Raw genomic sequence first — 26,496 nt, 5'->3', positions numbered from 1 at the left:
ATTTACAGGATAAATTTGAGTTCGTGAGAGCTTTCAACGTACACTGAACACAACAAAGGAGGGCTTGTGTTTCCTATCTTATTATTACTGTTTATCTTTGTGCCTATCATTGAGATCGGCTTATTTATTCAAGTTGGTGGCTTCTTAGGATTGTGGCCAACTATCGCCTTGGTATTAGTGACAGCATTTGTTGGTGCATCTCTGGTGCGTAGCCAAGGGATCCAGACTTTAATGTCGGTTCAGGGTCGTTTGCAGCAGGGTGAGATGCCAGCGCAACAAATCCTTGAAGGCGTGATGCTTGCTGTAGCGGGTGTACTGCTATTAACGCCGGGTTTTATGACCGATGCGTTAGGTATGTTGGTACTACTGCCAGCACCACGTGCAGCAATCGCAAAAAAGCTGATGGAAAAAATGGTCGTTAAGAATGTATCTGGTGGATTCCACGCCGGTGGTCATGCTGGCTTTGGTCAGAGTCCATTTGGAGATGATCCATTCAACCGCGACCCATTTGACCAATCAAAAGGTGGCAATACTTTCGAAGGTGAATTTGAGAAGAAAGACGACGACAACGATCGTAACCGTTTGAACTAGTATCTATCTCATCATCAAAAAGGCTCTCTCCTTTATTCTTTACTAGAACAAAAGGAGAGAGCCTTTTTTATTGTCGCTTGAGAGCACTGTCGTCTAAGTCGATTGCTCTTACTTAAACTGCGCCTTCAAAGCCCATTTGTCGCCACGCTTCAAATGCAATGATCGCAACCGCATTTGATAGGTTCAGGCTGCGAGCGTCTGGCATCATTGGAATGCGGATACGCTGCTCCATCGGCATACTCTCAATCAACTCTGCTGGTAGGCCACGCGTTTCTGGACCAAACATCAGAACATCACCTTGTTGGAACTTCGCATCTACGTGATGGCCTGTGGTTTTTGTCGTGCAGGCGAAGATGCGGAATTCACCTTCGCGTTCGTTCTCTAGATACTCTAGAAATGCTTCAAGGTTCTTGTGGCGCTTTACGCGAGCGAGGTCGTGGTAGTCCAAACCAGCGCGGCGTACCTTTTTCTCTTCTAAATCAAAACCGAGCGGTTCAATCAGGTGTAGGTTGGCACCACAGTTAGCACAAAGGCGAATGATGTTACCCGTGTTAGGTGCAATTTCAGGTTCGTAAAGCGCGATATCAAACATACTGGTTCACTAGATAGATAAAAAGTAGCTTGAGTATACGGTGGCAGGCTGAGTGAGTACAGTTGCCACCGAACGATTACGCTTTGTTTGCTAATGCCTGTGCGTAGTTTTCTGCAACGGCATCCCAGTTCACGACATTCCACCATGCATTGATGTAGTCAGGGCGGCGGTTCTGGTAGCTGATGTAGTAAGCGTGTTCCCAAACGTCGAGCGCTAGAATTGGCTCACCTTGGCTATCTACTGCGTCCATCCAAGGGTTATCTTGGTTAGACGTAGAGACGATTTTCAGCGCACCATCTTTAACGACAAGCCAAGCGAAGCCCGAGCCAAAGGTGTTGATAGCGGCTTGAGCGAACTGATCTTTAAAGCTCTCTAAGTCACCAAACGTTGCAAGAATGTCTTTGGCTAGATCACCACTCGGTTCGCCGCCACCATCTTTAGACATGCAGTTCCAGTAAAGGATGTGGTTGTAGTAGCCACCACCGTTATTACGTACTGCTGGTGAGTGCTTAGAGATGCTGGCAAAAATTTCTGTGAGAGGCTGTGTCTCTAAATCGGTACCTGAAATCGCTGCCATGAACTTATCGTAATAGGTTCTGTGGTGCTTGCTGTAGTGAACCTCCATTGTTTTAGCATCAATGTAAGGCTCTAAAGCATCGTAAGCGTATGGCAGTTCTGGAAAGGTGTGTGACATGATAAATCCTCCTTAATTAGAGGATTTACCTTAATGATAATGAGATCCATTATCAACTAGATCTTTGTAGGGTTATTACAAAGGTATGATCGGCAGAGTAATTTCGACCTGCAATCCACCCAATGAGCTTCGACTGGCTGTGATGGTACCACTATGCTGACGAATCGCACTTTCAGTGATGGTTAGTCCTAGCCCTGTGCCTCCGGAGTTTCGATCACGCGCTGTCGATACTCGATAGAATGGTCGGAATATTGATTCAAGCTCCGCCTCTGGGACGCCATCACCATTATCATTGACCTGAATCGTCAGTTGGTCTTGCTTGACGCTCATCTGTACATCGACCTTATCTTTACCATAGTAGATGGCATTGCGGATGATGTTATCAAGCGCGCTCATCAATAGCTTAGGGTTACCTGAGATCGAACGTTCTGGAATCTCAGAGAAGGTGAGGCTTTTGCTCATCTGCTCTGCTTCGAATTCCGCATCTTTTAGGATCTCTTCCCATAGGCTCGAAAGTGGCTGAATCTCACGTGTGATGTGGCTGTCAACCTGCATACGCGACAATGTCAGCAGTTCACTGATCATCTGCTCCAATCGCTGCGCTTCAGTATCAATACGCTCCAACTCTTGGCTTTCGCCCTGCTTACGAATAGCGAGTGCATTGGCCATTCTTAGGCGTGTTAAAGGGGATCGCAGTTCATGTGAGATGTCTGAAAGCAATCGCTGTTGCCCAGAGATCATCTGATTAACGGCCTCGACCATCTGGTTGAAGCTTTCCCCAGCTTGGCGGAACTCAGAAGTCCCTTTTTCAAGGGTTGGGTCGACCTCAAACTCGCCTTTCGCTACTCGTTGAGCGGCGCGTTCTAGTCGTCGAGCTGGCTGGCTGAGTGCCCAAGCCAGCCATAATAGCAGCGGGGTGCTGGCAAGCATTACCGCGAGGAGCAGCTGCAGTGGTTTATCGAACAGTCTTAATAAGAAAGGTGGTGGTTGATTCCATTTAACACTGACGTACATCATCAGGTCTTCATTGGCCAATACCACTGGAACCGGGCCTGCCACCATGTAATGACCATACAGTTTCTGCTTGGGTACTTCTGGGTTATCAATGGTGGTCACAAAGTTGCGGATCGCTTTGACCTTGTAGTTAGAGTGGCGCTTGGTGGTTAAGACACTGCCATCTAAATCGGTCAGGTAGATGCGTGGGCGAGAATCTTTGCGGCTGCGAGGTGGTCCCTCAAGCTGAAAAACAATCTTGCCAAGGTTGTCTTCACCTGCGAAGCGCTTTTCGGTCGCCTTAGCGATACGAGTGAGTTTATCGTAGTGTTCTGCAGGAACATCTCGTGCAACGCGTGGATCTAGGTGTGGCAGAGAGAGCACTGATAAAAGCACCAGTAACATGGTGAACCAAAAAATAGCAAAGATACGTCCATATAAGCTGGTGATTTTAGGTAAGCGCATTAATCTTCCTCAACAAATAGGTAGCCACGGCCACGCAGGGTCTTAATGCGTGCTTTGCCGTCAGGGCGTTCTGGAACTTTCTTTCTCAAGTTAGAGATGTGCATATCGATAGCTCGGTCAAAAGCAGCCAATCTTTTTCCGAGAACATCTAAACTGAGTGATTCCTTGGTGATCACTTGTCCCGGGTTTTGAATCAGGTGGCTCAACAAGGCGAACTCGGTGGTGGTGAGATCCAGCAGTTGCTCGTTACAGTAAGCTTCTTGCTTGCCTGGATACACCGCCAAGTCTTGGTAGCGGACACAGTCGCTGCTGGTTGTTTTCTCTGTGCTGCCGTTTGATTGAGTGCGTCGCAAGATGGCACGAATGCGCGCCAGCAGTTCACGATCACTGAATGGCTTTGGTAGGTAGTCATCAGCACCTAGCTCGAGTCCAATCACGCGGTCGATCTCTTCACCTTTCGCTGTCAGCATTAATACAGGGGTCTCCCAGGACTCACGCAACTTCTTGAGGGTCTCCATCCCATTGAGCTTAGGCATCATCACATCTAATAAGACAAGGTCGATGTCGTTATTGATGGCTTCGAGACCGGCGTAGCCATCGTTGGCTTCCGTTACTGTAAAGCCTTCAAAGCTTAAAATGTCTTTTAACAGACTGGTCAGTTCCGTGTCGTCATCAATAAGAAGGATATTTGCCATAGGGAGAACCTTGTTGTGTTGTTTACACCTAAATAATAACTGCTAACTATTCGTCAATTTGCACTCTTTACGATTCTTTACGCTTTCTACACGTTGCTTTACGTGTGAGCTTCTATTCTATACTCAAGCGCTGACCAACAGACGCAGACACACAAATGATTATACCAATTTGAGGCAAAGATTATGAAAATGACTAAGAAACTTGTACTAGCAGCTGCAGCTCTTCCACTAGTGTTTGGTACAGCAAGTGCGTATGCGTATGGTGGTGGCGACAAAGGTGGCCATAAAGGTATGCACGGTAAATGCGGTGGCTTCGATAAGAAAATCATGCGTCAACTAGACCTAACAGATGCACAAAAAGACCAACTTAAAGAGATGCGCGAAGCAGACCGAGCGGCGATGAAAGAGAAGCGTTCTGCGAACAAAGCTGAAAAAATGGCTGAGATGAAGGCACACCGTGAACAGGTTCAAGCATTGGTTCTGGCAGATACCTTCGATGAAGCAGCAGCGAACGAACTGGCTAGCCAAATGGTGGAGAAACAGACTGAGCGTCGTGTTGCTATGTTGAAAAAACAGCACGAAATGATGAGCGTACTGACTCCTGAGCAAAAAACAAAGTTTACTGAACTGCAACAAGAGCGTATGGCTAAGTGTGTAGAGAAGATGGAAAAGCGTGCTAACAAAGACAGCTAATCATTGAGCGTGACACCACACGTGAGTTAGATGAGCAAAACGAAAGAAGCGACCATGCGTCGCTTTTTTTGATCGCGATTACAAAAATTTAAGTGATTGACTGTCATATTCAATCGGTTGTTGTCAGGTTATACTTTGTGCAATAGATCAAACAATAGTCAGAATATGAAAGCAGAATACGCTCGTCTTGTGACACTTGCGGCTTGGGCAGCCACTATCGTCGCGACCTTCTTATTGGTCGTAAAAGTTGCCGTTTGGTGGGTGACAGGTTCGGTGAGTCTCTTGGCCTCGGTAGTCGACTCACTGCTCGATATCGCCGCCTCGTTAGTCAATCTCTTGGTGGTGCGTTATTCGCTGCAACCCGCTGATAGGGAACATACCTTCGGTCATGGTAAGGCCGAATCATTGGCGGCGTTGGCACAGGCGATGTTTATCTCTGGATCGGCCTGTTTCCTTATCTTAAACGGCGTCGAACGCTTCTTTAGACCTCAAGAGCTTAACTCACCAGAGCTGGGTATCTATGTGAGTTTGTTTGCCATCTTTGTGACCTTTGCTCTGGTTCGTTTCCAACAACACGTGGTGAAGAAAACCGGCAGCCAAGCCATCGCAGCAGATTCTCTCCATTATCAATCTGACCTTTACATGAATGCTGCCATTATGTTGGCTCTAGGCTTGAGCTGGCTTGGCTTTAGCCATGCCGACCCTATTTTTGCTGTAGCAATTGGCGGCTATATTCTTTATAGCGCTTACCAGATGGCAATGGAGGCGATTCAGTCTCTGCTCGATAGAAAACTACCCGATGAAGAGTTGACTCAAATTAAGGAAGCTGCGTTGAGTATTGAAGGGGTTTTAGGGGTTCATCAATTAAGAACTCGACGCTCAGGTCCAGTGCGTTTTATTCAACTGCATTTAGAGCTGCAAGATGAGATGCCACTTATTGAAGCGCATCGCATTTCCGATGAAGTTGAGGACAAGTTGTTGTCGGTTTTCCCGGATGCTGATGTACTGATCCACCAAGATCCATATTCGGTGGTATTTGGCCCAGAGAAGCAACAAAAGTTTCAATCTTGGTAGCGAGAGACTCGACTTGGTCTAAATGGTAAGTGGGGGATTTTTGGGCTACATTGACTAAAATTCACTAATACTTTGGTGATATAAAAATCAGCCAATAACAATTAATGTTGATTCTGATGTGAATCAACAAAGTTATTGAGTAAAACTGTAATACTCCTACAGAAGTAGAAAAGTTACATAATTTTGTGCGATTTGAGTGGTATTCCTGTTGAGGAAATGTAACATAGCGCACAAATATAGATTTAAAATCTTGTTGATATACAATCAGCAAGAGCAAGAATTGAATAATAAATTCCCAAATATTGAGGGTGAGCATGATTAAGAAAATCGGTGTTTTAACAAGTGGCGGTGACGCACCTGGTATGAACGCAGCAGTTCGTGGTGTTGTTCGTACAGCGTTGTCTGCTGGTATCGAAGTTTACGGCATTTACGATGGCTACCTAGGTCTGGTTGAAGATCGTATCCAGAAGCTAGATCGCTCTAGCGTCTCTGACGTGATCAACCGTGGTGGTACTTTCTTAGGCTCTGCACGTTTCCCTGAGTTCAAAGAAGTTGAAGTTCGCCAAAAAGGTATCGAAAACCTGAAAAAACACGGCATTGAAGCACTTGTTGTTGTCGGTGGTGACGGTTCTTACATGGGTGCGAAGAAGCTAACTGAAATGGGTTACCCATGTATCGGTCTGCCAGGCACAATCGATAACGATATCGCCGGTACTGACTACACAATCGGTTACCTAACTGCACTGAACACAGTTATCGATAACATTGACCGTCTACGTGATACTTCATCTTCACACCAACGTATCTCTATCGTTGAAATCATGGGTCGTCACTGTGGTGACCTAACCCTAATGTCTGCGATTGCTGGCGGTTGTGAATACATCATCACGCCTGAAACAGGTCTAGATAAAGAGCAGCTTATCCAAAACATCCAAGACGGTATTGCGAAAGGTAAGAAGCACGCAATCATCGCGCTTACTGAGCTAATGATGGATGCAAATGAGCTAGCGAAAGAGATCGAAGCGGCGACGGGTCGTGAGACTCGTGCAACGGTTCTTGGTCATATCCAACGTGGTGGTCGCCCAACAGCATTCGACCGTGTATTGGCTTCTCGCATGGGTAACTACGCAGTTCACCTACTTCAAGAAGGTCACGGTGGCCGTTGTGTTGGTATCGAGAAGGAGCAGCTTGTTCACCACGATATCATCGACTGTATCGAAAACATGAAAAACCCAGATCGTTCAGACCTATTCAAGGTTGCTGAAGAGCTATTCTAAGCCGGTCTTGGTCTAAAAATGTAAAGAGCCGCTGCGTTGTCAGCGGTTTTTTTATGCCTGAATATTAGAAAGTTAGGCTTGGATGACAGGCAATAAAAAAGGCCAACCTGAGTTGACCCTTTCTTCAATTTAAACTGAGAAGTCTAAATTAAGCTTTTGCTTTAGCTGCTGCTTTAGCGATAGCTGCGAAACCAGCTGCGTTAAGAGCTGCACCGCCAACTAGAGCACCGTCGATGTCTGGTTGTGCGAAGTAAGCTTCAGCGTTTTCTGGCTTAACAGAACCACCGTATTGGATGATTACTTGCTCAGCTACTGCTGCATCTTTTTCAGCGATCATTGCACGGATAGAAGCGTGGATGCGTTGTGCATCTTCAGCTGTTGCTGCTTTACCAGTACCGATAGCCCAGATTGGTTCGTAAGCGATGATTGCGCCGTTTAGAGCTTCAACGCCGTAAGCGTCGATAACTGCGTTGATTTGACGTGCACATACTGCTTCAGTTTCGCCTGCTTCGTTTTGCGCTTCAGATTCACCGATACAGAAAACTGGCTTCAGGCCGTTCTCTTGTAGGAATTTGAATTTCTTAGCAACGAACTCGTCTGATTCGTTGTGGTATTCACGACGCTCAGAGTGACCGATGATGATGTGAGAAGCACCGAAGTCTTTCAGCATTTCTGGAGACATGTCGCCAGTGAAAGCACCGCTGTTGTTTAGGTCAGTGTTCTGTGCACCTAGGATGATTTTGTTACCGCCTTCTGCGATAAGACGCTCAGCTAGATCGATGTAAAGTGCTGGTGGAGCTACTGCTACGTCTACACCTTCAACGCCTTCAAGTTCAGCGTTAAGACCAGTTAGCAGCTCAGTTACCATTGCTTTGCTACCGTTAAGTTTCCAGTTACCCATCACTACAGGACGACGCATAGGAATATCTCCGTATTTAATCAATTAATGTAAAAAATCTTCGTAAGAATATAACAGATAAAACGCGTTAGATCATGATTGTGGTCATGTCTTTATGGGATCTTATCGATTGGTCAGAGTAGATAATAGACAGATATCAGTGATCCAACAGACAGAATAATAGTGAACTCCTCGGATTTTTCACGGTTAATTGATATTAAAGGACAAACGATTGCGTGAAGAATAGGAAGTAACCATGCCAAATTTAGTTCTTGAGTACTCAAACTCGGTGGATGAGCGAGTGAATGTACAAGGTTTGCTAGAAGATCTCCATCAAGTTGCATTACACTGTGGATTGTTTGATGCGCCTTCTGTCAAATCTCGTTCTCTGCGTTGCCACAATTGGTTGGTAGGGGAAGAGGACGACAGTGTGGACTTTATTCATATCAGCTTCGAGTTACTTTCTGGCCGCACTGATGAGCAGAAAAGAGAATTGTCACGAGCATTAATGGTGGTGCTGCAAGAGCAAGCAAGCCATGTAAGAAGTCTGACAGTGAACATTCGCGATATGGACATCAACAGTTTTCAAAAAGTGATTAATTAATTTTTGCAGCCCATTTTGGCCGCATCCCAAATTAGAGTGTGTTTAAGATGTCGATGAAAGAGTTACTGTTTTCCTTCCAAGGAAGAATCAGCCGTAAAACCTACTGGATTTGGAACGTATTTTACTACGTTGCGATTACGGGCTTTGCCTCCGGTATCTCTGTGTTGTTCCCTGCATACTCATACATCTTATTGCCAATCTTCTTACTGATGTTGGTGATTCCTGATTTGGCAGTCACGGCAAAACGCTGGCATGACCGCAATAAATCAAACATGTGGCTGCTACTGAATGTGCCTTTAGTTTTGGGGCGTTTAGCATCGCCAATGGCGACACCAACCGCTGAAACTGTTTCGCCAATTCATATGGTGGCAACGGTCGCTGCATTGGTGTGTGGCTTATGGATTCTGGTTGAGTGTGGCTTTTTGAAGGGCACTGAAGGTCGTAATGATTACGGTGACGAACCGCAGTAACTGCAGAGAAGCATTAAGCTAAAAAGTATTTAGAAAGAAAAAGGAGGCATATCGCCTCCTTTTTTGTATCGGTTCCCTAAGGGTTAGTCGGTGTTTCTTGGTTTAAATGCGATGATGGTCGCTTGTGGTGGCTCTGAGTTCGAATTGTTGCCCTGAAGTGCTTCCTGAAACTTGCAGACCTGACAACGCAACTCTCGCATTAACACAACGTTGGTTTGGTGAGGGTTTTTGCAGCGGCTGACCACTAAGTCGATGTGGCTCTGTTGGGCGCGCAGTCTGTCTTGCATGATGTGAGAAGCAGAGCAAATCATCTGCTCACACATGTCATGCTTGAGTTGGTTGAACGCATTCGGATCTCGCTGAGCAAGTTCAACCAATTCATCGAAAGGGGGCAGTTTGAGATCGGGTTGAGGATGTCCCATCTTTCTTTCCTTAGTGATGCATCGTGAGTGAGATGCCTTAAGCTTAAGAAAGAAATTTGGTTATTTTTTGTTCAGTTTGTGTTCTTCTCAAATTTGAGACAGTAACGGTCGACAGCACTAAAACGGAATCACGGTGTATGTACAGCGACGCTCACCCGCAATAATGTGTTCGGAACGACTGATATTGCAGTCATTTTTGAGCAGCTCGGTAAACACATTTAGCTCTGATTGGCACAAGCTTGGACAGCGTGTCGCGGCTTTACAGATAGGGCAGTGGTTTTCAATCAAGACGTAGTGATCGCCTTCATCGTGCAGCTCGGCCATGTAGCCTTCATCTTCACGCAGCTGGGTGAGGGTTTGGAGTTTGCTAAGAAGATCATCACAATTGACTAAGGCTTGTTGGTACTGCTTAAGAGTTGATTGCTCGCGCTCTGCAGCGACTTTGGCAAGGCCTTCTTTTCCAAACAGGTTCTCAACGGCATCGATAACTTGAATGGTCAGTTCACCGTGACGATCAGAAAACTGATTGTGTCCTTGTTGGGTTAGAGACCAGTGGCGCGTTGGGCGACCGACTTTTACTTTAACGTCATGAAACGCCAGAATACCATCATCTTCTAGGCTTTGGAGATGCTGCCTTGCTCCCATGGTGGTCATGCCAAACTCTTGTGCGAGCTGCTTAGCAGTAACGGCTCCATGGCGCTTAATGGTGTGTAAAATTCTGTCGCTTGTTTTCATACTATCCCTACCTCATGAACACTACTATTATGAGGCAAGGCATTTATAAAGCAAACCATTTACTATAGCCACTTGACAGCATCGTTATAAAAAGAAAAGGCCAGCATTAAAGTGCTGGCCTTGAACAAAGTTTACGTGGTGGTCGTTATTAAAGAATGTGACCGATCACTTCTGGGTCTTTGCGCTCAAGGTAGTGAATCGACTTGATGCGACGAATTGTACGACAGCGGCCACGAATCAGCAGAGTCTCTGTGGTTGCAATGTTGCCTTGGCGAGTGATGCCCTCTAGCAGATCACCTTTAGTGATGCCCGTTGCCGAGAATACGACGTTATCGCTGCGCGCCATGTCTTCCATCTTTAAAACCACACCTGCAGTTACGCCCATTTCAGCACAACGCTCAAGTTCCAGTTCACCGTGCTTACGGTTCTCTTCGTTGTCGCCTTTCACTTCATGACGTGGCAGCAAACGACCGTGCATGTCGCCATCTAGTGCGCGAATTACTGCTGCTGATACCACACCTTCTGGCGCGCCACCAATGCAGTACATCACATCCACTTCGCTGTCTGGCATACATGTTAGGATAGAAGCGGCGACATCACCGTCTGGCACAGCAAATACGCGCACGCCCATCGCTTGCATTTCTGCGATCACTTGGTCGTGACGAGGTTTAGCTAGCGTGGTTACCACAAGCGTATCTAGAGATTTGCCCAGTGCTTTAGCGATGTTCTCTAGGTTCTCTTTTAGTGGCTTTTCTAGGTCGATAGCACCTTTAGCTCCAGGGCCAACAACCAGTTTTTCCATGTACATGTCAGGCGCTTTTAAGAAGCTGCCTTTTTCACCCGCTGCTAGTACAGCCAGTGCGTTTGACTGGCCCATAGCCGTCATACGTGTCCCTTCGATTGGGTCAACGGCGATATCAACGGCATCACCACCAACACCGACATTCTCACCGATGTATAGCATCGGAGCATCATCGATTTCGCCTTCACCAATCACGATTTCACCGCTGATTTCGGTTTTGTTGAGCAGGCTGCGCATGACTTCTACTGCGGCACCATCGGCAGCGTTTTTATCACCACGGCCAAGCCATTTATAACCTGCTAGTGCTGCACCTTCAGTGACACGAGAAAATGCCATTGCTAAATCGCGTTTCATGCGGACTCCAAAATTTTCAAAGGGGGAATAGAAATTTCGCGGCGGATTTTACCATAGTTCAAAGGAAACGTTTGCTTTTTTGCTTTTGTGGCTTTGCTTACGATCAAAGCAGAGCTGAAATTTTAAAATATTCACTGAAATAATCAGTTAGGTAATAGTGCTGGCACAATTAACGTCAATATTCGGTAAAAAGCGATGTTTTTTTCATCGAATGGCGCAAAATATCGAAGATATAGAGTGTTTATCCGTGCTCTGCTGAGTAGAATGGGGCAATAAGTGGAGTGAACCTTCAACATCAAATGGATAACTTAAAGGTAGGCCAGAATGTCTTTTGAAGTACTAGAGCAACTAGAAGCAAAAATTCAAACAGCAGTTGATACTATTGCACTTCTGCAAATGGAAGTAGAAGAGCTAAAAGAAGAGAAGCAGCAGCTAGCGACAGAAGCTGGTGAGCTAAAAGCAAGCCGTGAAGAGCTAGAGCAAAAAACTCAGCAAATGCAGCAAGAGCATGCAGCATGGCAAGATCGCATTCGCAGCCTACTAGGCAAGATGGACGAAGTTGAGTAATCCACTTTTGCTGCGATAAACGCTGATGAAAAAAATGCCCGCTTGTTAGCGGGCATTTTTGTATCAACTATTCGTTCTCATCGTCTTCTGCATCAAGCTCGAACTCTACATCGAGTGGCTCTGGTGACAGAATGATGCCGGTGTTATCGGCATAGAGGTAATCTTCAGGTAGGAAGCTAACACTGCCAAAGTTGACTGGAACATCGACTTCGCCGACGCCATCTTGTACAGCACCAACTGGAATAGAAGCAAGGGCTTGAATACCGAGATTCATATCTTCTAGTTCGTCTACTTCGCGAACGCAGCCATACACCACGATACCTTCCCACTCATTGTCTTCGGCTAGCAGTGCCAACTCTGCATCAATCAGCGCTTTACGCAGTGAGCCACCACCGTCAATCAACAACACACGACCCAAGCCGTCTTGTTCTAGCACAGAGCGGATCAGCGCGTTGTCCTCGAAACATTTGAGTGTCGTGATCTGTCCAGCAAAGGAGGCTCTTCCACCAAAGTTGCTGAACATCGGCTCTACGACATCCACTTGGTCTAGATAGATGTCGCACAGTGCTGAAGTGTTGTATTCCATTCGCGTACCTTTTGAACAATGAGCTTACTTTGAGTATATCGGTGCTCGATCCCTTTGCAATGATTAGTCTGAATTATGTCAATAGAGTTTGAGCTACAACAACACCAGCAAACAATAAGTTAGTCACTAGAGAGCATTTGACGATAACTGGCATCATAGGTGCGATTTGTGCGGGTTTGTCCGTATCCCAAACCGCCTTACCATGTTTGTAAACAGTGATGATGCTCAGTGAAAACGGCAGGCTAATCCAAGCGGGTTTATCTTGAATAAGCAGGTAGCTGGCAAAGGCAATTACTGCCACGCTCAGGAGCACAAAATGATACTGCTTGGCTTTGCGCTGTCCTAGTCTAACTGCCATGGTGCGTTTACCACACTCACTGTCGTTTTCGATGTCACGCATATTGTTGATGTTAAGTACGGCCACCGCCATCAAGCCACAGCCCAAAGCGGGTAAGAATAGGCTTGGTTCGATATGCCCTGTGTGCAGGAAGTAAGTCCCGGATACACCAAGCAGACCAAAGAAGATGAATACCGATAGGTCGCCTAAGCCGATATAACCATAAGGCTTATTACCGACGGTGTAGGCAATCGCGGCTGCAATCGCCAGCACACCCAAACCGATGAAAGAGAGAATACTCTCAATAGAGGATAGGGCGTGGAAAATTAAGATAAGCCCAGCAATCATGGTAAACACAATGTTTAGGATGATGGCTTGCTTCATGGTTGCGGCTGAGACAGCACCCGACTGCATTGCGCGCATTGGGCCTAGACGTTTATCATTGTCGGTGCCTTTTACCGCGTCGCCATAGTCATTGGCGAGGTTGGAAAGGATCTGCAGTAAGGTCGCGGTGAGAAAAGCCAACAAAGCAATGGAGAGAGAAAACTGATCGCTAGCGAACGCTAAACTACTTCCTGTAAGAATAGAGACGAGTGCGAGAGGCAGAGTTTTTGGTCGTGCGGCATCAAGCCAAATCAGTAGAGATTGTTTCATCGTAGGTCTATTTGTCGTTGTAAGGACACTGTGTCATACCGTATTTCGAGTATACGCTCATTTTTTAGGTAATAAAAAGCCCACTCGAGAGTGGGCCTTGAAATCGGTTATCAGCTTGCTGTTTCTTTGCGTTAGAGCAACAAGTTGGATATTTTTGTGCTACAGAATGAAGCGGCTTAGGTCTTCGTCTTCAACGAATTCGCCTAGCTTAGACTTCACGTAACCAGCATCAATTACTAGCTTGCTGCCCGCTTTGTCTGTCGCTTCGAATGAAATCTCATCCATTAGACGTTCCATTACCGTGTGTAGACGACGTGCACCGATGTTCTCAGTCGTTTCGTTAACTTGCCATGCTGCTTCTGCGATCTGAGTGATGCCGTCTTCAGTGAACTCAACGTCCACCTCTTCTGTCTTCATTAGAGCGATATACTGCTCAGTCAGAGACGCTTTTGGCTCAGTTAGGATACGTTTGAAGTCGTGGCTTGATAGCGCTTCAAGTTCAACACGGATTGGTAGACGACCTTGTAGCTCAGGGATCAGATCTGATGGCTTAGCCACTTGGAATGCGCCCGAAGTAACAAACAGGATATGGTCTGTTTTCACCATGCCGTGCTTAGTCGATACTGTGCTACCTTCGATAAGAGGCAGTAGGTCACGCTGAACGCCTTCACGAGACACATCTGGACCCGAGCTATCACCACGCTTACAGATCTTGTCGATCTCATCGATAAACACAATACCGTTGTTCTCAACGTTGTAGATTGCGTTCTCTTTCAGCTCTTCTTGGTTAACAAGCTTTGCCGCTTCTTCTTCAGTCAGTGCCTTGAATGCATCTTTGATTTTCAGCTTGCGCTTTTTCTTGGTATCGCCAGCAAGGTTTTGGAACATGCCTTGCAACTGGTTAGTCATCTCTTCCATGCCTGGAGGCGCCATGATTTCAACGCCCATCTGCGGTGCCGCAACATCGATTTCGATCTCTTTGTCGTCTAGCTTACCTTCACGCAGTTTTTTGCGGAAAATCTGACGCGTGTTTGATGAACCTTCATCTGCTTGTTCGTTTTGACCCCAAGCGTCACGAGCAGGTGGAAGAAGGGCATCAAGGATACGCTCTTCAGCTTGCTCTTCAGCGCGGAATTTTACTTTCTCCATCGCTTGTTGGTGAGTCATCTTGATCGCAACGTCGGTCAGGTCACGGATAATGGTCTCTACTTCTTTACCCACGTAGCCGACTTCAGTGAACTTAGTCGCTTCTACTTTGATGAAAGGTGCGTTTGCAAGTTTCGCTAAGCGGCGAGCAATTTCAGTTTTACCCACACCGGTTGGACCGATCATCAGAATGTTCTTAGGAGAAACCTCAACACGCAGGCTCTCTTCTAGCTGCATACGACGCCAGCGGTTACGTAGGGCGATAGCCACAGAGCGCTTCGCGTTTTCTTGGCCAATGATGTGGCGGTTCAGTTCATGAACAATTTCACGAGGGGTCATTTCAGACATGTCTATTCCTTAATTCTTAAATCACTGTTGGGTGCAATATAGGTTTGAGTCTTATTCCGGCTTCGGTAGCTCAACGGTGCTTTCTAGTTCTTCAACAGTGTGGTGATGGTTGGTGAACACACAGATGTCGCCTGCAATAGTTAGCGCCTTCTCTGCGATTTCACGTGCATCTAAATCGGTATTTTCTAGTAGGGCTGTCGCCGCTGCTTGTGCAAAGTTGCCGCCTGAGCCAATTGCGATTAGGTCGTGCTCTGGCTGTACTACGTCACCGTTACCAGTGATGATCAGAGATGCCGTCTCATCGGCAACAGCCAATAGGGCTTCTAGCTTGCGCAGAGCGCGATCACTACGCCAATCCTTCGCCAGCTCAACGGCAGCTTTGGTTAGGTGGCCTTGGTGCATTTGCAGCTTGCTTTCAAATTTTTCGAATAGCGTGAAAGCATCTGCCGTACCGCCAGCGAAACCTGCCAGTACTTTATTATTGTATAGGCGACGTACTTTACGGGCATTGCCCTTCATTACGGTGTTGCCTAGAGATACTTGTCCATCACCCGCGATGACGACTTTATTATTACGACGTACAGATACAATGGTAGTCACGAGTAGGGCCTCTTTATCTTTTTATCTTTGGGTATAAAAACAATATGAGGATGGCCTGCTGAGAATTCAAGTTGCCATGGTAGATGTAGGGCAATTTATACCGATAGGGCAGTAGAAAACGGTGGGGGCTCAAAAAACAGAAAACCTCCGAAAGCGGAGGTTTTCATTACGGAATCTATTGGTCTTTCCAAATCGCACAAGGCTCGATTTTGGCTCTTTGTAGCTTATGGCGATCACGCTCAGCATCACGCTTAAGTTTGTAAGGGCCAAGTACCACACGGTACCAGCTGCTGCCTTCTTTCTTGCGGATATCGCTTGAGATGCCTTGGAAGGCGATGTCGAGTTTACGCGCTTCAGCTTGAGCGGATGTCTTGTAAGCGCCACATTGCATGATGTATGGTACTTTAGAAACCTCTTGCTCTTTGGCTTTCACTTCAACTTCGCGGCTTGGTAAGGTCTCTACGTAATCCCACTTTTCTTCGGGTGGAGGCGGGATAACCTTAGCTGGCTTAGGTTTTGGTTTGGGCTTAGTCACCACAGTCGGCGGTGGTGGCTCAGGATCATTGCTCAACAGATACAAGCCGTAGCCAAAGCCACCGGCCAGTAAGATCGCCAAAAGACCACTGCGCCATGGTTTTCGGCGAGGGGCAGGTTTTTTAGCCGTGCGTTTATTTCCACGACCGCGCTTTACATAATCTCTATTAGCCACAAGTCTTTCAAATGTTGGTGATTCTGCACCCATGGTAATCCAGAATGCGCGAGGATAATAGTGTAGAAATGGAAGCGGCACATCAAAATGTGCCGCAGATTTATGAGTCTATTTTCATGGATTAAATGCGTGGTGGCGCCGTACTTCCACGAACGACCAGTTTCGCTTCAAGCAGACGAGAACCGGCTTGAACATCATTGCCTTTGAGCATATCAAGCATCATCAGCATCGCCTGACGTCCAATTTCGTAGCGAGGCTGAGAAATCGTCGTCAACGGTGGATCGCAGTATTGTGCGAATTGAATATCATCGAAGCCGACAATCGATAGATCGTGCGGAACGCGCAGACCTAGCTTCTTCGCTTCTTGAATCGCACCAATTGCCATCGCGTCATTGTGACAGAAGATAGCGGTTGGTTGCTCTGGCAGTGCAAGTAGTTGGCGAACCGCTTGAGCACCCGCTTCAAAGGTAAAGTCACCGACCGTGCTGTAGGCTGGGTTCATGGTAACTCCTGCACGGCGTAGGGCTTGCTGATAGCCTTGTTGGCGGAATTGACAGAGAGTCGCTGATGTCGGGCCTGAGATCTGAGCGATGCGCTTGTGACCCAGCTGAGCTAGGTAGTTCACCGCTTCAAATGCCGAGGTCAGGTTGTCGATGTGTACCGTTGGTAGTTCAAGCTCTGGGGCGAACTCACACGCCATAACCATTGGTGGCAGGTTTTTCTGCTCCGCTTTGCTAACATCGAATGGGTGATCAGTTCCGAGTAGTAGCATACCGTCGGCTTGCTTGGTGAAGACCAAGTTTACAAACGAGCTCTCACGTTTTTTCTGCTGTCCGCTATCACCTAGAAGAACCAAGTAGTCGTTTTCAACGGCAGCGTCTTCAATACCGCGAATGATTTCAGCGAAGTAGGGATCACAGATATCAGGAACGATGGTGATGATGGTTTTAGATTCGTTGCGACGTAAGTTTCTAGCTAAAGTGTTGGGTGAGTATCCAGCTTCGAGTACCGCTGTTTCAACTCGCTTTCGAGTGGTCACCGATACTTTTTCAGGGTTCATTAGCGCTCGTGATACCGTCGCTGTTGAGACACCTGCCAACTGGGCAACATCCTTCATTGTCGCCATAAATTAAACCCTCTCTAATTCCTTTATTGCCTCTGACTAAGGCGTGAATAATTATATAATTGATTGATATTATGAAAGTGTTGCTAACACTTTTTTTATTGCAATATTTTATGTGTTTAGCCGATACAAAGTTACGGCTAGATTAACAAAAATCACATGACTAGTGTGAAGTTGCTCACGATAAATATGAAATTTCTGTGAATAAACCTATCAGTAATTTTAAGCCAGTAAGGTTTAGCTGAGATCTTGCGGCTCAATGTCGAGCGACCAACGTACCTTTTTTGCGAGTGGTAACATATTTATCGCAGGTTTTGCACTCATGAGTAACTTCTGCATAAGTGAGCGAGTTTGGGTTTGCAAAATCAACTGCCAACGCGACTTTCCAGCACGCTTGGCTAGCGGTGCTGGAGTGGGCCCAAGCACCATGCAGAACTGATCAAACAGTGGGTGTGATTCCAAGGTGTGGCGCACCTGTCTTAAGAACTCTTCGACAAGGTGTGGATCATTGGCTTCCGCGCGGAATAGCGTCATAAAGGTATAGGGCGGTAGCATCGCTTGTTTACGCTCGGCGAGCGCAGTCTGAGCAAAGTGGTTGTAATCTTTATGCAGCAACGCTTGCAGCAACCCGTGTTCTGGGTGATGAGTCTGCAGAATCACTTCGCCAGGCTTACTTGCACGTCCAGCACGGCCTGCAACTTGAATAAACAGTTGAGCTAGGCGTTCTGAGGCTCGAAAGTCACTGCTGTAGAGCGAACCATCGACGTCGAGCAGTGCTACCAGAGTTACGTCCGGAAAGTGGTGTCCCTTGGCAAGCATCTGGGTGCCAATAAGAATCTGGTACTCACCACGGCGAATCGATTCTAAGGCATTCTCTAGGCTGCCCTTGCGACGGGTACTGTCGCGGTCAATTCGTATGGTTTTGTATTCAGGGAACAACTGCCCAAGCTGTGTTTCTAGCTGCTCGGTGCCAACACCTACGGTCACTAGATTAGCCGAGCCACACCCTTGGCAGTTATGAATGATATGCTGCTGAGAGCCACAATGGTGGCAGCGCATCTCATTACTGTATTGGTGATAGGTGTAGTAGGCATCACAGCGCTTACACTCTGCCGTCCAACCGCAGTCATGGCACATCAATGCTGGAGAGAAGCCACGACGGTTTAAGAACAGCATCACTTGGTTACCGTACTTGAGGTGTCTTTGCATCTCAGCAATCAATGAGGCCGATAAGCCGCTCTCAAGGTACTCCCCCTTAACATCCAGAACCTTGTTAGTGGTTGGTACGGCTGAACCCGCACGTGAGCTCAATGTCAGATGGCCATACTTGCCAACTTGCGCGTTGTGTAGGGTTTCAAATGCAGGGGTTGCTGAGCCAAGCACAATTGGAATCTGCGTTTTGTGGGCGCGCATAATCGCCACATCACGAGCATGGTAGCGTAAGCTGTCTTGTTGCTTATAAGAGGCATCGTGTTCTTCATCAACGATAATAATGCCAAGGTCAGCAAATGGCGTAAACAGAGCCGAGCGAGTGCCAATTACAATGCCTGCGATCTTATCGCGAGCAGATAGCCATGCGTTTAGGCGCTCAGAGTCATTTAACCCTGAATGTACAACTTCAATCGGTACGTTAAAGCGTTTTTTAAAGCGGTTGATGGTCTGCGGGGTCAGGCCGATTTCAGGAACCAAAACTAAGGCTTGTCTGCCTTGCTCTAGCACCGGCTTAATCATATTTAGGTAAACTTCTGTTTTGCCCGAACCCGTAACACCCTCTAATAGGAAGCAGCCAAAGTCGGTTTGGCTATTGACTGTCGCAATCGCGATAGCTTGCTCTTCGTTGAGCTTTGGCTTGTCTTGGTCGTTTTCAAGATCGCTCGGCCATGCATAACGCGTCGGTTTTTTCTCGCGGGACTCTATCCAACTTTTCTCTTCAAGGGTTTTGAGTACTGAGCTTGAGATCTCTTGGTCAATAAACTCTTGATGCGGAACAGGGCCATTCTCAAGCAAGTGCATTACTTTGGCCTGTTTGACTGCGCGTCCAAAGCCTTGCATTAACTGATCTTTACCCTGTGGTGTGATTTGCCACTCGACCAGTGTCGCGAAGTCTGCAGGTTTACCTTTACGCAATGCGCTTGGCAGGGCGTTAGCAAAGGTTTCGCCTAACGGGTATTGATAGAACTGGCTGCACCATACCAACAAGGAGTATACCGAGTCAGGCCATACGGGTTGATTGTCGAGTAGGGCTTTAATCGGTTTAAGCTTGTCGAATTCAAACTCAGATTCATTGACTAAAGCAGTGACAATGCCTGTCAGAGTTTGGCGGCCAAAAGGAACCGAGACGCGCCCACCAATGATAGGAAACAAATGACCTGGGATTTTGTAGTCAAACTGTCTATCTAAGGGGATTGGCAGAGCCACTCGGGCAATCGTTGGACGCATAAATTCGCTTGTTAATTCTGGAGAGTGCAGGGCGACCAGTCTAAAGGATAAGGACGCTAAATTCGAGAAGCAGTTTGTTTGCCAAAGTCGGTGATGGAGTTATGCAAAGCATAAAAAGGCAATAAAAGAAGAAATCATGCAATAGTGGCGAAAAAATCATCCAAACTGGTTGATCCTGCCTCACAGATTCATTACTATACGGCGCCTTAAAGGTATGGCTTCATCACGTTTTCGTGAGATGCGGTGTCTTTAATCTATTTTTTAACAACGTGTGGTGTCCGGCTTAGAATCGGATGGCGACACGGCCTAATTGAGGTTTTCCCATGAAAGTTGGTATCCACCCAGAATACAAAGCTGTAACAGCTACTTGCTCTTGCGGCAACACATTTGAATTCAACTCTACTCTAGGTAAAGATTCTATCCACCTAGACGTATGTGACAAATGTCACCCATTCTACACTGGTAAGCAACGTATCGTTGATACAGGCGGCCGTGTAGATCGCTTCAACAAGCGTTTCGGTGCTCTATCTAGCAAGAAGTAATTCTCGCTTAGTAGACATGAAAAAGGACACTTCGGTGTCCTTTTTTGTTATCTGGCGTTTAGTAATTTCAACTGGGCACTGGTCTTATTAGTAGTGAATTCTCGTTTTTTAATGAGACAGGGGGCTTTACCACCTAGGAACTTTGAAGTACATCCATTAATATAAAATGGATTCCCCCAAATAATAATATTCTAGGAAACCTACACCCATGTCTGATGACACTCTCCAAGCTCAATCTGAAGAACTATCACCTCAAGAACAATTCCGTCAGCAAGCTCTTGATTATCATGAGTTCCCAATTCCTGGCAAAATTGCCGTTGAACTGACAAAGTCTGCAAATTCTGCAGAAGATCTGGCCCTTGCTTACAGCCCAGGTGTGGCTGAGCCAGTTCGTGAAATCGCACAGAACGTGGATAACGTTTATAAGTACACAGGTAAAGGCAACATGGTTGCAGTTATCTCTAACGGTACAGCGATTCTTGGCCTAGGTAACCTAGGTCCTATTGCTTCTAAACCAGTAATGGAAGGTAAAGCGCTACTGTTTAAGCGTTTTGCAGGTTTAGATTCTATCGATATTGAAGTAAAACACCGCACAATCGATGAGTTCGTAGATACAGTAGCGAATATTGCCGATACATTCGGTGGTATCAACCTAGAAGACATCAAAGCACCAGACTGTTTTGAAATTGAACGCCGCCTAATCGAGCGTTGTGATGTCCCTGTATTCCACGATGACCAGCACGGTACGGCGATCGTAACAGCTGCGGGTATGCTGAACGCGATTGAGCTTCAAGGTAAGAAGCTGGAAGAGTGTAAGATTGTTTGTTTGGGTGCAGGTGCAGCGGCAGTTGCGTGTATGGAACTGCTGATCAAGTGTGGCGCGCAGCGTGAGAAGATCTACATGCTAGATCGTAAAGGCGTGATTCACACTCGTCGTGACGATCTGAACGAATACAAGCAGCTGTTCGCGAACAACACTGACAAGCGTACTCTAGAAGACGTTATTGAAGGTGCAGACCTATTCCTAGGTGTGTCGGGCCCTAACCTGCTACCAGCAGAATCGCTGAAGTTGATGGCTGACAAGCCGATCGTATTCGCGTGTTCTAACCCAGATCCAGAGATTAAGCCAGAGCTTGCTCACGAAGTTCGTAGCGACCTTATCATGGGTACTGGCCGTAGTGATTATCCGAACCAAGTAAACAACGTTCTGTGTTTCCCATTCATCTTCCGTGGTGCTCTTGATGTTCGTGCAAGCGAAATCAACGATGCAATGAAGCTAGCGGCAGTGGAAGCGATTCGTGAACTTGCGAAAGAAGAAGTACCTGCAGACGTACTAAAAGCAGCAGGTGCCGAGGCACTTGAGTTTGGTAAAGGCTACATCATTCCTAAGCCAATGGACCCACGTCTACTGCCTCGTGTAGCAAAAGCAGTGGCTCAGGCGGCGGTTGATTCAGGTGTGGCTCGTATTGAGATGCCAGCAAACTATATGGCATAGAAGCATATGGCATAGAAGCATATGGCATAGAGACTGGATGGCGTAATCGTCATTTAGTAGAGCGAAGAGAACAATAAAAAACCGACTCATCTGGAGTCGGTTTTTTTATGCCTGAAATTCATGCTAGATGATTTCGGCAATCGATATGGCTCAGCTAAAGCGAATCAAATGTTGAAGGTAGTGACTGAGTTATGATTATTCTTCGTCAAACGCTTCGAACTCGATACCCATCTCTGTCATCAGCTTTTTCACTTCTGCTGGGATATCGTCTGGGCGGTCTTTACGCAGGTCTTCATCTGTTGGTAGAGGCTGGCCAGTATATGCATGCAGAAAGGCTTCACATAGCAGCTCACTGTTTGTTGCATGGCGTAGGTTGTTAATCTGGCGGCGGGTACGCTCGTCAGTTAGAACCTTTAACACTTTTAGAGGGATAGAAACTGTAATTTTCTTTACTTGTTCGCTTTTCTTCCCATGCTCAGCATATGGGCTTATGTATTCACCATTCCAGTCGGCCATTGCGTACCTTCATCACTTTAGTTGTTAGATTAAATTAATAGGGGGGATTTTAGCGGGATTTACCGCCATAAGCAAAGACATATAGACGTCTAGAAGTGTTGACGTCTCATTCTTATGAAAGTAAAGTGAATAACATATATCTAACACAGCCGCAAAACCCCGACAAGCTGCTGTGATTCTCAGACGCCAAAACCTGTAAGGAAACACCTATGAGCAGCCGGAAACCAGCAACCATCGCCGTACGTACTGGTATCGAGTCAGACACTCAACATCATGCCGTTGTTCCACCAATTTATCTGTCGACTAACTACGGTTTTCCCGCTTTTGGTGAAGTGCCTAAGTATGATTACACTCGCTCAGGTAACCCAAACCGTGGCTTGCTAGAAACAGCCCTGTTTGAATTGGAGTCTGGTAAGGGGGCAGTTGTGACCAATTGTGGTACTTCTGCATTAAACCTTTGGGTTTCCGCTTTCCTTGGTAGCGATGATCTGATCGTGGCACCACACGACTGCTACGGTGGTACTTATCGTCTTTTCAATACACGCTCAAAAAAGGGTGACTTTAAGGTTCTGTTTGTCGATCAATCGGAGCAAGCCGCATTCGATGCAGCGATCGCACTCAAGCCTAAATTGATCTTGTTGGAAACGCCATCAAACCCACTGGTACGTGTCGTCGACATTGAAGAAACCTGCCGCAAGGCAAAAGAGGTGGGTGCGCTGGTGGCGGTTGATAACACCTTCTTGACTCCTGTGTTCCAAAAGCCTCTAGAGCTTGGTGCTGACTTTGTTATCCACTCAACGACTAAGTACATCAATGGTCACTCAGATGTGATCGGCGGCGTAGTGATTACCAAAACCGAAGAGCACGCTGAAGAGCTGGCTTGGTGGGGCAACTGTATTGGTGCAACGGGGACACCATTTGATAGCTACATGACGCTGCGTGGTATTCGTACGCTAGGTGCGCGTATGCGTGTTCATGAAGAGAGCTCTCGTGAGATTCTAACGGCGCTACAGAAACAACCTTTGGTTGATACCATTTACCACCCGAGCCTGCCTGAGCATCCAGGTCATGAGATTGCTAAGAAGCAGCAGTCTGGTTTTGGGTCTATGCTGAGTTTTGAATTTGCTGGTTCTTTCGAGGCGTTGAAACACTTTGTTGGTGAGCTAGAGCTGTTTTCATTGGCAGAGTCTTTGGGGGGTGTCGAGAGCTTGATTTGTCACCCTGCTTCGATGACACACCGAGCAATGGGCGAAGAAGCTCTAGCGGAAGCGGGTGTGTCTCATCAGCTTCTGAGACTATCGGTAGGCCTTGAAGATGCAGAAGACCTGATTGCTGACCTTGAACAAGCCTTTGCCAAAGCGCAGCAGTTCATCGATAACGGGGAGAGCAAGTAATGGCTAACTTTCGCCAATTGCATAAATTTGGTGGTAGCAGTTTGGCAAACCCTGAGTGCTATCAGCGTGTCGTCAGTATTCTCAAAGAGTACTCTAGTGAAACAGACTTGGTTGTGGTGTCTGCGGCAGGCAAAACCACTAACCGATTGATCGAATTTTTAGAGGCGCTGGATAAAGATGGACGCTTGGCTCATGAGTGTCTGCAATCTCTGCGTCAGTTCCAACTCGAGCTGGTTTCAGAACTATTAGAGGGCGAAGTAGCAGAGCAGTTAACTGCAACCCTACAACGAGAATTTACGGCTTTAGGTGAATTAACCGCGCCATTGAATGAAGCACAAAAAGCGTCTGTGTTAGGCCATGGTGAGGTGTGGTCGTCGCGCTTACTAGCGGCGCTTTTATGTCAGAGTGACCTCCAAGCTGTAGCGCAAGATGCACGAGACTTTCTGCGTGCTGAAGCGGGTGCTCAGCCAGAGGTGGATCGCGCTCGTTCATACGCATTGATTAAAGAATCTCTCGCCCAACACGCTCACTGTCGCGTAGTGATTACCGGCTTTATGGCGCAAAACAGTGCCGGTGAAACGGTGCTTTTAGGTCGTAATGGTTCGGATTACTCAGCGACCGTGATTGGCGCATTGGCGGAAGTCGATCGTGTGACCATCTGGAGTGATGTGGCTGGTGTGTATAGTGCTGACCCTAGATTGGTCTCTGATGCATGCCTGTTGCCTTTGCTGCGTCTTGATGAAGCAAGCGAGCTAGCACGTTTGGCAGCGCCAGTGCTCCACAGTCGCACCTTACAACCTGTGGCTCAGAGCGCAATGGATCTTAGCCTACGTTGTAGCTATCAACCGGAATCGGGCTCAACTCAGATTGAGCGTGTATTGGCGTCGGGACGCGGTGCTAAGATCATCACGTCTCTAGACGATGTCCTACTGATTCAATTGACCTTTGGTCATGGCCATGACTTTGAGCGCCTTGAGAGTGAGGTTCTTGAGGGGCTTAAGCGTGCTCAGCTCGAGCCACTGGCTTACGAGCTGCAAGCGGACCAAAACTGTTTGCGTCTCGCCTACACTGAAGAGATTGCGGGTGGAGCGCTTGAATACCTCCAAGACCACGCGATTGAAGCGGAAATCAAACTTAAAGAGGGTTACTCACTGGTTGCTGCGGTAGGTGCTGGTGTAACGAAGAACCCGAACCACTGCTACGGTTTCTACCAACAACTTAAGAGCGCACCGGTTGAGTTTATCTCAGAGTCTCAATCTCGTTTGAGCTTAGTGGCCGTCGTTCGTAAGTCGGAAACTGAAACCTTAGTGAAAGGTATTCACTCTCAGCTGTTCCAAGCTCAGAAGCGCGTTGCGATTGCGCTGTGTGGTAAGGGTAACATCGGTTCGAGCTGGTTATCACTGTTCGCTGAGCAAAAGGTTGAGCTAGAAAAGCGTCGCGGCATGAACTTTGAGTTGGTTGCGGTGGTGGATAGCCAAACCTATTGGTATGACGAACAAGGCATCGATGCTCGTGCCGTTGTCGATCGCTTTGGTGACGAGGCAGTCGAGTATTCGGACGGCGAGTGGCTGACCAAGCTGGGCTCAATTCAGGGCTACGATGAAGTTGTGGTTCTGGATGTAACGGCAAGCAAGGTGTTGGCTGATAAGTATCTGGACATCGCTCAACAAGGTATTCACCTCATCTCAGCCAATAAAGTCGCGGGCTCTGCATCGAGTGATTACTACCATCAGGTACAAGACGCGTTCGCGAAGATCAGCCGCCATTGGTTGTACAACGCGACAGTAGGTGCAGGCTTACCGATCAATCATACTGTTCGCGACTTGCGTGAGAGTGGTGATGACATCATTGCGCTGTCAGGCATCTTCTCTGGCACTCTATCTTGGTTGTTCCAACAATTTGATGGCTCAGTACCATTTAGCGAATTGGTGGACCTAGCGTGGCAACAAGGCTTAACTGAGCCAGACCCTCGCTCTGACCTTGATGGTTCGGATGTGATGCGTAAGCTGGTTATTCTGGCGCGTGAATCTGGTCTAGATATTGAACCTGAGAACGTCAAAGTGGAATCTTTGGTACCTGAAGAGCTGCAAGATCTCTCTGTCGATGACTTCTTTGATAAAGCATCAGTATTGAGCGAAGTGCTGGCTGAGCGTCTAGAGAAGGCTCAATCGCAGCATAAGGTACTACGTTATGTTGCACGCCTTGAGAAGAACGGTAAGGCAACAGTAGGTGTAGAAGCGCTATCGAAAGAGCATGCCCTGGCGAACCTGCTGCCATGTGACAACATCTTTGCGATTGAGAGTAAGTGGTACAAAGATAACCCATTGGTGATTCGTGGTCCTGGTGCAGGACGTGAGGTAACGGCTGGTGCGATTCAGTCTGATTTGAACAGAATGTCGAGCTTGTTCTAAGACTAAGAACGATTATTCTAAAGCTCGGATCGATGGTTTGTTAGCGTAAATAGCATACTATCCACTAAGATAAATAAGGCTGAAAGCACAATGTGTTTTTCAGCCTTTTTTGTACGTTATTATTGCTTTGTGACCCACTTGTCGACTTGAAGATTCCTCACGATCAACTTGAGAAAAATTCATAATGGATCTGTTGACATTAAATCGTATTCAATACATTCTGTGGACATATAGACGTCTAAACGTCGGTTTAAAGGTTTGAGATTTTAG

General features: G+C 47.0%; 27 protein-coding genes. 11 read left to right on the top strand and 16 right to left on the bottom strand.

Annotated features, from left to right (window positions below; translation table 11 throughout):
• Nucleotides 1-66 precede the first annotated feature (66 nt).
• Nucleotides 67-591: an FxsA family protein gene (locus KI743_RS12045; RefSeq protein ID WP_285466566.1), complete on the top strand. Its 525-nt coding sequence runs from the start codon at nt 67-69 to the stop codon at nt 589-591.
• A gap of 112 nt (nt 592-703) precedes the next feature.
• Here the strand turns inward: KI743_RS12045 and trmL are convergent, their stop codons facing one another.
• The 4 genes from trmL to KI743_RS12025 all read right to left on the bottom strand — a co-directional run bounded on the left by trmL (nt 704) and on the right by KI743_RS12025 (nt 4,030).
• Nucleotides 704-1,183 carry a tRNA (uridine(34)/cytosine(34)/5-carboxymethylaminomethyluridine(34)-2'-O)-methyltransferase TrmL gene (trmL, locus tag KI743_RS12040; protein WP_032549953.1) on the bottom strand — a complete coding sequence of 160 codons (480 nt, stop codon included), beginning with the start codon at nt 1,181-1,183 and terminating at the stop codon, nt 704-706.
• Between the two features lie 76 nt (nt 1,184-1,259).
• Nucleotides 1,260-1,877: a superoxide dismutase gene (locus KI743_RS12035; protein ID WP_285466565.1), complete on the bottom strand. Its 618-nt coding sequence runs from the start codon at nt 1,875-1,877 to the stop codon at nt 1,260-1,262.
• A 75-nt stretch (nt 1,878-1,952) separates the two neighbouring features.
• Entirely contained in the window at nt 1,953-3,335 is a 1,383-nt protein-coding gene (gene cpxA / locus KI743_RS12030) for an envelope stress sensor histidine kinase CpxA (RefSeq protein ID WP_032549957.1), read from the bottom strand.
• Nucleotides 3,335-4,030, bottom strand: a complete 696-nt coding sequence (locus tag KI743_RS12025) for a response regulator (protein ID WP_285466562.1) — start codon at nt 4,028-4,030, stop codon at nt 3,335-3,337. The genes cpxA and KI743_RS12025 overlap by 1 nt, the downstream gene beginning before the upstream one ends.
• 183 nt (nt 4,031-4,213) lie before the next feature.
• Here KI743_RS12025 and KI743_RS12020 point away from each other — a divergent pair, with 183 nt between their 5' ends.
• From KI743_RS12020 to pfkA, 3 genes are all read left to right on the top strand, one after another.
• Nucleotides 4,214-4,723 carry a CpxP family protein gene (locus KI743_RS12020; RefSeq protein ID WP_032549959.1) on the top strand — a complete coding sequence of 170 codons (510 nt, stop codon included), beginning with the start codon at nt 4,214-4,216 and terminating at the stop codon, nt 4,721-4,723.
• A 165-nt stretch (nt 4,724-4,888) separates the two neighbouring features.
• On the top strand, nt 4,889-5,797 hold the full coding sequence (gene fieF / locus KI743_RS12015; protein WP_032549960.1) for a CDF family cation-efflux transporter FieF: 909 nt from the start codon (nt 4,889-4,891) through the stop codon (nt 5,795-5,797).
• Between the two features lie 314 nt (nt 5,798-6,111).
• The gene (gene pfkA / locus KI743_RS12010) at nt 6,112-7,074 is read left to right on the top strand and encodes a 6-phosphofructokinase (protein ID WP_032549962.1); all 963 of its coding nucleotides are present in this window, start codon (nt 6,112-6,114) and stop codon (nt 7,072-7,074) included.
• 148 nt (nt 7,075-7,222) lie between these two features.
• Here pfkA and tpiA read toward each other — a convergent pair whose 3' ends face one another.
• The gene (tpiA, locus tag KI743_RS12005; protein WP_032549963.1) at nt 7,223-7,993 is read right to left on the bottom strand and encodes a triose-phosphate isomerase; all 771 of its coding nucleotides are present in this window, start codon (nt 7,991-7,993) and stop codon (nt 7,223-7,225) included.
• Between the two features lie 235 nt (nt 7,994-8,228).
• On the opposite strand from tpiA, the gene KI743_RS12000 reads away from it, so the two are divergent.
• Together KI743_RS12000 and KI743_RS11995 are read left to right on the top strand one after the other, a co-directional pair.
• Nucleotides 8,229-8,576: a 5-carboxymethyl-2-hydroxymuconate Delta-isomerase gene (locus KI743_RS12000; protein ID WP_032549965.1), complete on the top strand. Its 348-nt coding sequence runs from the start codon at nt 8,229-8,231 to the stop codon at nt 8,574-8,576.
• Between the two features lie 47 nt (nt 8,577-8,623).
• Entirely contained in the window at nt 8,624-9,046 is a 423-nt protein-coding gene (locus KI743_RS11995) for a DUF805 domain-containing protein (RefSeq protein WP_150893218.1), read from the top strand.
• A gap of 83 nt (nt 9,047-9,129) precedes the next feature.
• On the opposite strand, the gene KI743_RS11990 is transcribed toward KI743_RS11995, so the two are convergent.
• From KI743_RS11990 to glpX, 3 genes are all read right to left on the bottom strand, one after another.
• A complete protein-coding gene (locus tag KI743_RS11990) occupies nt 9,130-9,468 on the bottom strand; it encodes a DUF3135 domain-containing protein (protein ID WP_032549967.1) in 339 nt (112 codons plus the stop codon).
• Nucleotides 9,469-9,585: 117 nt separating this feature from the next.
• On the bottom strand, nt 9,586-10,203 hold the full coding sequence (locus tag KI743_RS11985) for a metalloregulator ArsR/SmtB family transcription factor (RefSeq protein WP_255229726.1): 618 nt from the start codon (nt 10,201-10,203) through the stop codon (nt 9,586-9,588).
• A gap of 148 nt (nt 10,204-10,351) precedes the next feature.
• Nucleotides 10,352-11,359, bottom strand: a complete 1,008-nt coding sequence (glpX, locus tag KI743_RS11980) for a class II fructose-bisphosphatase (RefSeq protein WP_032549969.1) — start codon at nt 11,357-11,359, stop codon at nt 10,352-10,354.
• A gap of 324 nt (nt 11,360-11,683) precedes the next feature.
• Between glpX and zapB the strand changes: the two genes are divergently transcribed.
• The gene (gene zapB / locus KI743_RS11975; protein ID WP_032549970.1) at nt 11,684-11,926 is read left to right on the top strand and encodes a cell division protein ZapB; all 243 of its coding nucleotides are present in this window, start codon (nt 11,684-11,686) and stop codon (nt 11,924-11,926) included.
• Nucleotides 11,927-11,993: 67 nt separating this feature from the next.
• Here the strand turns inward: zapB and rraA are convergent, their stop codons facing one another.
• The 7 genes from rraA to priA form a co-directional block, all read right to left on the bottom strand.
• Nucleotides 11,994-12,512 (bottom strand): ribonuclease E activity regulator RraA, encoded by a 519-nt coding sequence (gene rraA, locus KI743_RS11970; protein WP_032549971.1) that lies wholly within the window; start codon nt 12,510-12,512, stop codon nt 11,994-11,996.
• A 73-nt stretch (nt 12,513-12,585) separates the two neighbouring features.
• Nucleotides 12,586-13,503, bottom strand: coding sequence for a 1,4-dihydroxy-2-naphthoate polyprenyltransferase (locus tag KI743_RS11965; protein ID WP_032549972.1), 918 nt, complete (start codon nt 13,501-13,503; stop codon nt 12,586-12,588).
• 159 nt (nt 13,504-13,662) lie between these two features.
• A complete protein-coding gene (hslU, locus tag KI743_RS11960; protein ID WP_032549974.1) occupies nt 13,663-14,997 on the bottom strand; it encodes an HslU--HslV peptidase ATPase subunit in 1,335 nt (444 codons plus the stop codon).
• Nucleotides 14,998-15,048: 51 nt separating this feature from the next.
• Nucleotides 15,049-15,597, bottom strand: a complete 549-nt coding sequence (gene hslV, locus KI743_RS11955; RefSeq protein ID WP_032549976.1) for an ATP-dependent protease subunit HslV — start codon at nt 15,595-15,597, stop codon at nt 15,049-15,051.
• Between the two features lie 175 nt (nt 15,598-15,772).
• The gene (locus tag KI743_RS11950) at nt 15,773-16,306 is read right to left on the bottom strand and encodes an SPOR domain-containing protein (RefSeq protein ID WP_032550059.1); all 534 of its coding nucleotides are present in this window, start codon (nt 16,304-16,306) and stop codon (nt 15,773-15,775) included.
• 121 nt (nt 16,307-16,427) lie between these two features.
• Nucleotides 16,428-17,432, bottom strand: a complete 1,005-nt coding sequence (gene cytR / locus KI743_RS11945; protein ID WP_032549977.1) for a DNA-binding transcriptional regulator CytR — start codon at nt 17,430-17,432, stop codon at nt 16,428-16,430.
• A gap of 234 nt (nt 17,433-17,666) precedes the next feature.
• On the bottom strand, nt 17,667-19,868 hold the full coding sequence (gene priA, locus KI743_RS11940; protein WP_285466556.1) for a primosomal protein N': 2,202 nt from the start codon (nt 19,866-19,868) through the stop codon (nt 17,667-17,669).
• Between the two features lie 323 nt (nt 19,869-20,191).
• Between priA and rpmE the strand changes: the two genes are divergently transcribed.
• The gene (gene rpmE / locus KI743_RS11935) at nt 20,192-20,410 is read left to right on the top strand and encodes a 50S ribosomal protein L31 (RefSeq protein WP_032549979.1); all 219 of its coding nucleotides are present in this window, start codon (nt 20,192-20,194) and stop codon (nt 20,408-20,410) included.
• A 208-nt stretch (nt 20,411-20,618) separates the two neighbouring features.
• The gene (locus KI743_RS11930) at nt 20,619-21,905 is read left to right on the top strand and encodes a malic enzyme-like NAD(P)-binding protein (protein WP_285466555.1); all 1,287 of its coding nucleotides are present in this window, start codon (nt 20,619-20,621) and stop codon (nt 21,903-21,905) included.
• A gap of 195 nt (nt 21,906-22,100) precedes the next feature.
• On the opposite strand, the gene metJ is transcribed toward KI743_RS11930, so the two are convergent.
• Nucleotides 22,101-22,421 carry a met regulon transcriptional regulator MetJ gene (gene metJ / locus KI743_RS11925; RefSeq protein ID WP_004415993.1) on the bottom strand — a complete coding sequence of 107 codons (321 nt, stop codon included), beginning with the start codon at nt 22,419-22,421 and terminating at the stop codon, nt 22,101-22,103.
• A gap of 209 nt (nt 22,422-22,630) precedes the next feature.
• Here metJ and KI743_RS11920 point away from each other — a divergent pair, with 209 nt between their 5' ends.
• Together KI743_RS11920 and KI743_RS11915 are read left to right on the top strand one after the other, a co-directional pair.
• Entirely contained in the window at nt 22,631-23,815 is a 1,185-nt protein-coding gene (locus tag KI743_RS11920; protein ID WP_285466554.1) for an O-succinylhomoserine (thiol)-lyase, read from the top strand.
• Nucleotides 23,815-26,226: a bifunctional aspartate kinase/homoserine dehydrogenase II gene (locus tag KI743_RS11915; protein ID WP_285466552.1), complete on the top strand. Its 2,412-nt coding sequence runs from the start codon at nt 23,815-23,817 to the stop codon at nt 26,224-26,226. Before KI743_RS11920 ends, KI743_RS11915 begins: the two co-directional genes overlap by 1 nt.
• Nucleotides 26,227-26,496 lie beyond the last annotated feature (270 nt).

It is taken from the genome of Vibrio sp. D420a (genome assembly GCF_030248625.1).
In the GTDB taxonomy this organism is placed as follows: Bacteria; Pseudomonadota; Gammaproteobacteria; order Enterobacterales; family Vibrionaceae; genus Vibrio; species Vibrio fortis_A.
This window is presented reverse-complemented; position numbering and strand designations above follow the sequence as displayed.